We start from the raw sequence: 6,282 nt of genomic DNA, 5'->3' as shown, positions 1-6,282 counted from the left end.
GGGGCACGTTGCCACGTGCCCCTACAGTAAGGGCGATTCGCGAATCGTCCTTGCAAAAGGAGGAGGTAGGGGCGAATAATTATTCGCCCCTACTAAAGAGACTCTACCCATAAATACTAACGTGACACGGCACTAGCCTTCAGTCTTCAGTCTATTCACCTGAGAGCCTATCCCCAAACCAGGGCGATAGAAACCAGGTTTCTTCAAGAAACCTGGTTTCTGATCACACAGGAGAGGTTTGGGGATAGGCTCTTAGTGACTAAGTCATTACAAACTGATGACTGAGAGCTGACACCCGAATGCTTTCTTAAACTGTAACTACTCAAAACTAAGGTAACCGTTCATCCCTCGGTGCTGGATCCCCGATGCTCGATGCTCGATCCTCGATGCTGGTAAAGGATCCGTAACCGTTCAGCCACAAAGCCACGAAGAGAATGATAGAATAGCACACGGATAACACAGATTTTGGCGGATTCTCACGGATTTTTTCTAATAAATTTTTTTATCCGTGTCAATCCGTCTCATCCGTGTAATCCGTGTGCTATTATTGGTAATCTTTGTGTCTTTATGCCTTAAAAGCTGAATAGTTACAAAAATTTCCCCTCAACTTTCATTACCCCCTGAACGGTTACAAACTAAGTTAAACAGTTAGTTGGGAGACAAAGCAAAATTCCCTCTCCCTTGAGGGGCTTATCCTTACCCACAAATTGGGTAAAAGGATGGGAGAAGTAAGGATAAACCACGAAGAGCACGAAGGACACGAAGAAAAAAATATTTGTTTTATAATTCTTCGTGCCCTTTGTGTTCTTCGTGGTTTTTAGAAGATGTGGGTAAGGATAAGCATCAAGGGAGGGGAAGCTCTTATGCCGACGCTGTCGGTACAAAAGGAGATGAAACTTAACCCATAGCGCTACAATCTGTAATGAGCTTACTTTTTTAACTTGATTTTGAGTAGATACCTTTAACTTAAACTCTGTAGTCAAAGGCAGTATAATCTCTCGGAGGTTCAAACCCCATTCCAGCCAGGTAATTTGCTCCAGACTGAGCAGCCAGTTGAGCCTGCTCTATCTCTTCCAAAGGCACTGCCTCAGCCTCTTCTTCCTCTTCCCTCTCTGGCAGGACGAGATTCTCTTCAGCAATTTTCCCTTCAAAGGCGGCTATTTCTTCCTCGAAGAATTCATCGATTCCCTCCTGAACCAGTTCTTGAATCCGATCAATCCGCTTACCGGTAAAATCGTCGAGTGTTCCCATGGCCTGAAGTTCATCTCTGGCCTGCCGAATACCTTCATCCACCGCGCCCTTCATCATCTCCACAAAATCATTAAGTTGCTCGCTTCCTTCACCATATTTCCCCTTGTAAAGCTCATACATATCCCTGATGAAGCCGTTGATCGTATCAGCCACTTCTAAAACTGTGCGGCCATCGGCCCCTTTGGAATTATCTATATCCTCTACTTCTTCACCAGTAATTTCTTCAACCGGCTCTTCTTCTTCAGTGGGCTGAAGTTCCTTAAGTCCAACGACTTCCTCTTCTTCTTCGATGTCCCGACCAAGTAGAATATCGACCACCCGCTGTTTCAACGCCTCAGCCATACCCCTGAGGTCTAATCCCTTTCCTTCTTCTGCCTCGGCTGCTTCGGCTGGGGTTGGTCTGACCACAGAGACATCCTCTCCTTCTCCCTCTGCCGGAGCAGGCAGGGCTTCAGCCTCTTCTTCAGGCTCAATAGTAAAGCCGTTCTCTTCAAGCGTGACTAAGGTATTATCGTTTTCACCTTCACCCTGAATGTGAATCCGGTCACCAGTACGTGCCTTATAAGTGATAATATCTTCACCCTGCTCTAATAGCTGATTAACCCGATCTACTTCCTCCCCGACCAGTTGATGAAAAATCCCATTCTCATCCATGCTGAAGAAGGTCTTCTCACCGGTATCAAGATTTTCAATACCCACCACATCTCCCTCATCAAAGCTGTCCACATAAAAGTCATCCGGCCCTCCTGCCGGGGCGCCGCCGCCAGGGACAACATTCAAGACATCACCCTCGTGAAGCTTGTAGGTCATTACATTTTCGCCTTCCGTCACCGGCTCATCCATCATATGCAGTCCACCTTGTTTATCTACCTGAAAAGAGGCGATTTCACCGGTATCCAGGTTCTCCACCGTAATAATATCACCTGGTTTTACATTGTCAGCCACATAAGTTCGATGACCCTCTTCGGCTTCAACAATACGATCGCTTTTCTCGATCGTAAAGCCATCTCTCACTGGCGGCAAGCGGTCTGGGCCTTTTTCCTCGGCCTCCTGGGCCTGAATAGGGGCTTCCGCCAGTTCAGCCTGCTGGAGACCCTTGGCGGCATTTGTATATTTCTGATAATCAAAATGAAACTCTGACCTATATAGTCCAAATTCAAGTTCTTGCGCCAGAAGATTCCCTTCTTCATCTTTCAGCTCACTTTGACGAAGGAAAGGTTCTGTCGCAAAATAATCGCCCTTTAATCTTTCGGCCAGGAGATTCCCTTCTTTATCCTGACCAATCCCCAGACCTGGAAAAAATCCAGGAATCTCCTTTTCCAACTGAAGTCCGTTTAACATTTTTGATCCCCTCCCTTTTTTAAAAAAGAAAAAGGCTTATCACTCAAGGACATTCCTTGATAGCGATAAGCCTTTTGAAGTCAATATCTATATTTCCCAATCTTTACGCTTACCGCCCTCCGTGGTAGCCCACCTGCCGGTTCGTCCTTGAACCCTTTTCCCCTCAACCAACTAATACTTTAATCGGCACAACCCTAAAGTTTTATTAAGGCCATTTAAGCCGATTTATGGTAATTAGAAGCATTCAGCCCGTCACTTCTTTCTTTTTCAGTTAGTTTAGCCCTGTTTCCTCTGAAATCAAGCTACCTGATCGAAACCAACATTCTCTTCCAATAGTTCCTGATTGGCTGGAGTAAAATATTTATCCCACGGCAAACTGGAGATCTTCATTTGCCCGTCCATTATCTCTTTGTCACGGGGATCCTGGTGGTCATCCAGGCCCAGGGTATGTCCTAACTCGTGGGTAATAATGTTACCCACGGCATCACCGACTTCCTCAACCGAATCAAGGGCCGCATGGCCCTTTGGAAGCTCCTGGGTGTAAACATAGCCCATATTGCTCAGGTCTTTGTTACCCGGATCGTATTCTGCCAGGCCCAGGGCACCCTCTTTAGGGCTTGTCCCACCAATGACTATGGTAGTGAACTCTCCTTCCTTTGGAGGTTCAGTCACTACTACGACATTGTAGTCTTGGTACTCTTCTTTCACCTTTTCTATGGCCCGGTCTTTGGCCTCAAGTTTCTTCTCTTCTGACAATCCCAGATTATCAAAGGCATCGTCCCTGAAGTTTAGATAAACCACATGTTTGGTGCGACCACCTTCTTTTGGTTCAGCCACTGGTTGGGCTTTCGGGACCTCTTCGACTGGCGGCTCTTTTTCTAGCTCCGGAGGCTTTTCTGCGGCAGGCACAGATCCTCCCCATCCATCAGGGGCAGGTTTGGGTTTGCCGGGGTCATAGGCTAGGCCTGGAGCCGGCTCCTTCCATGTCTCAAAAGCGGAAATAATCCTTCTTCTTATCTCTTCAGCTATTTTTCGATATTTTTCAAAGTCAACAAACATCCCTGAAACAGAAAATCGGGCGGATATATCCTCATTAAAGGAAGGCGTTCTGTGAGCATGAGCCTGCCCGGTGGGTTCCTCTCTACCTGAAACAGACCTGGAAGTCCATTGAATGTTAGTGCTAATTCTATGATAGTTCAAAGAAACTACTCCTTTTATCATTTTTTTAGTCCTTTCCACGCTTCGGTCTAAGGACTATTCAGGGCTTATCCCAAAACCGATCCGAGCCGCGACCGCTTAGAGAGCGACCACTGGCGCCCTCTATCCATCGGCAGTTGTAGCTGCCTCCTTTATCGGCTTTCATCGCGCCAAGGTTTTGGGATAGGCTCTCAATAGACCGGTATCGTGACCTGGGTTCGTGCCCGCCAATTAAAAGCTTGGCGAACACGAACGGCCATCACGAGTTATGCTGGCGGGCAACTATTGACATTATGTATGATGAATCAGCGGCCCTGCCTGCGAGGTAAAATTAGAGAGACTTCATCAAGTTAACGAGAGGCTTTTCCCCGCAATAAATAAAAAAGCTTACCAGAACCCTTTGGGTGCCGATAAGCCTTTTGTCGCCCTTTTCTTATTTTAATCCCTCATCTTTACGCTTATCGTCCCTCCTGGACTAAGGGTCACATCCTTGTTGTCTTTAATTATCTAATATATTTATCGACAAAAAATGGATTAGTTATTAGATGGATTACAGAACAATCAAAGCCGATGAGAAGAGTTTAGGTCTCCGATCCTTTTACTTATGGCTAATTTTAGTTTATTAGCAACCTCAAATATTTTTGTTGACATAAATATAAATCTGTTATAATATTCATTGCAAGTGTTCAGTCACTAAGGCACAAATGTCTTGGTGGCGTGAACGGTTACGATCCATTTAGTTAGCAACCCGAAAATGATGGTTAGGCAAAAAGTCAAAATTTTTTTATTCCTTTGGGACTTTTTGCTGGATCATCAAAAAGAGGTCTGGGAATTCCTAGAGAGGAGGTAAAGTATGAAAGGGTTTTTAGTCTTTTCAGGGACAAGTCCGGTGCTTTTCTTAACCACTTACCCCGATCTCGAAGATGAGAGGGTCTTGACTAAACTGAAGCACAAGGGGATAAATAAGTTTATTGCCTTTGAGGTCCCGGTTGATAAAGCCAGAGAAAGATACGGGGCCAGGTTTGAGGCTATCGCTGAAGAATTAAAAGGGGTAGAAGACCTCAGGGTCCTGGACTATAATGGTGATCATGCCTTCGGGTGCTTCCATTTTGACGAAATGGGTGAACCCATTCGGCACGAATTGGGCTAAGTTTTGCGGTAATCGTTCACCACAGAGACACTGAGACACGGAGAATGATTTTAGAAAAAGCACACTTACAGAGCACTATACTTTTGCACTTTTTTGTAACTACTTGAAAGACAAATACTTTACAATAACCTCTCGTCATTCCCGCCAAAGCGGGAATCCAGTAATATCAAGGCTTCTGGATTCCTGCTTGCGCAGGAATGACAAAAAGTGCAAAAGTATAGTAATAGGGGAAGGGAGAATAACTATTACTGACCAGCTTGAACTATTTCTTATGCGTTTTGAAAAGGAGGCTAAAGTAAATGATAAAAGCTAATAATTTGATTGATGTGCTCAATCTATTTAATCCTAAAAAATCACTTTCTACACAAGAAGAATTGGATAATTATTTTGTAGAAAGACCAAGAGGTTCTTTGCATGAAATGGAGACATATCTGCGAAGTATGAGAGATAAGGTAAAGATACTCTTCAGTGGACATCGTGGTAGTGGTAAATCCACAGAGTTAAGTAAACTCGCTTACTTACTTGGAGAGCAATTCTTTATTGTTAAATTTTCCATTGCTGAAAGTCTTAATCTTTATGACCTGAATTATGTAGATGTAATCCTATCTATGGCAGTTAAACTATTACAACAAGCACATGAAAATGAAGTAAAAATAGACGACTCACTTTTAGAAGATGTCTTTGATTGGTTCACTAATGAGATTACTAAAGAAATAGTTATAGAAATTCCTAAAGAGGCAAGTGTTTCAACTAATCTTAATCTTCTTGTAGGAAAGATAGAAGGAAAATTTGGTAGTGAAACTGTAAGTAGAACAATTATGCGAGAAAGAGTAGGACCAAGACTCTCAGAGCTTATTGAGAAAATAGAACTTACTATTTTGGAGATAGAAAGGAAAACTAAAAAGTGTTTACTCATTATTATTGAAGATATCGATAAAACAGACCTTAATACCTCACGACATCTCTTCTTTGAACATGGAATATCTCTTTCAAAGATTAACTCACGGATAATATATACTTTCCCTATTGCGTTGAGATACTCAAATGATTTTCCACATATTGTTCGTAATTTTGATATGTGTTTTGTCTTACCTAATGTAAAAATCTTTAATAAAGAAGAAACGATAGATGAAGTTGGATATAAGACCCTAAAAAAGGTTATCTTAAAGCGAATGGAAGAAACAATAATTACTCAAGAGGCATTAAATGAGGTTATGTAACTACTCAGCCATAAAAAAAAACTCAAGTTTAGTCTATATTATCCGATATAGTAAATAGACGGAACAGGATTGTAGTTTTCTCACAGAAAACACTGGTCAATTAACTTCACTATTTTTACAGTT

General features: G+C 43.0%; 4 protein-coding genes. 2 read left to right on the top strand and 2 right to left on the bottom strand.

Translation table 11 applies throughout. The features are described 5' to 3' along the window. Positions 1-966 precede the first annotated feature (966 nt). Positions 967-2,592 (bottom strand): DUF5610 domain-containing protein, encoded by a 1,626-nt coding sequence (locus tag AB1797_12295; GenBank protein MEW5768379.1) that lies wholly within the window; start codon positions 2,590-2,592, stop codon positions 967-969. 297 nt (positions 2,593-2,889) lie between these two features. Then, positions 2,890-3,792, bottom strand: coding sequence for a hypothetical protein (locus AB1797_12290; GenBank protein MEW5768378.1), 903 nt, complete (start codon positions 3,790-3,792; stop codon positions 2,890-2,892). A gap of 850 nt (positions 3,793-4,642) precedes the next feature. On the opposite strand from AB1797_12290, the gene AB1797_12285 reads away from it, so the two are divergent. Both AB1797_12285 and AB1797_12280 read left to right on the top strand, forming a co-directional pair. After that, a complete protein-coding gene (locus AB1797_12285; protein ID MEW5768377.1) occupies positions 4,643-4,939 on the top strand; it encodes a hypothetical protein in 297 nt (98 codons plus the stop codon). Between the two features lie 299 nt (positions 4,940-5,238). After that, positions 5,239-6,159, top strand: a complete 921-nt coding sequence (locus tag AB1797_12280) for a hypothetical protein (protein MEW5768376.1) — start codon at positions 5,239-5,241, stop codon at positions 6,157-6,159. The last annotated feature ends 123 nt before the right edge of the window (positions 6,160-6,282 follow it).

Source organism: bacterium, from assembly GCA_040753085.1.
In the GTDB taxonomy this organism is placed as follows: Bacteria; UBA9089; JASEGY01; order JASEGY01; family JASEGY01; genus JASEGY01.
The sequence above is the reverse complement of the archived record's forward strand: the minus strand, read 5'-3'. Positions and strand labels throughout refer to the sequence as shown.

Coding starts and splice junctions, on each gene's coding strand:
- AB1797_12280 (MEW5768376.1), top strand. CDS start 5,239: ATGATAAAAGCTAATAATTTGATTGATGTGCTCAATCTATTTAATCCT.
- AB1797_12295 (MEW5768379.1), bottom strand. CDS start 2,592: ATGTTAAACGGACTTCAGTTGGAAAAGGAGATTCCTGGATTTTTTCCA.
- AB1797_12285 (MEW5768377.1), top strand. CDS start 4,643: ATGAAAGGGTTTTTAGTCTTTTCAGGGACAAGTCCGGTGCTTTTCTTA.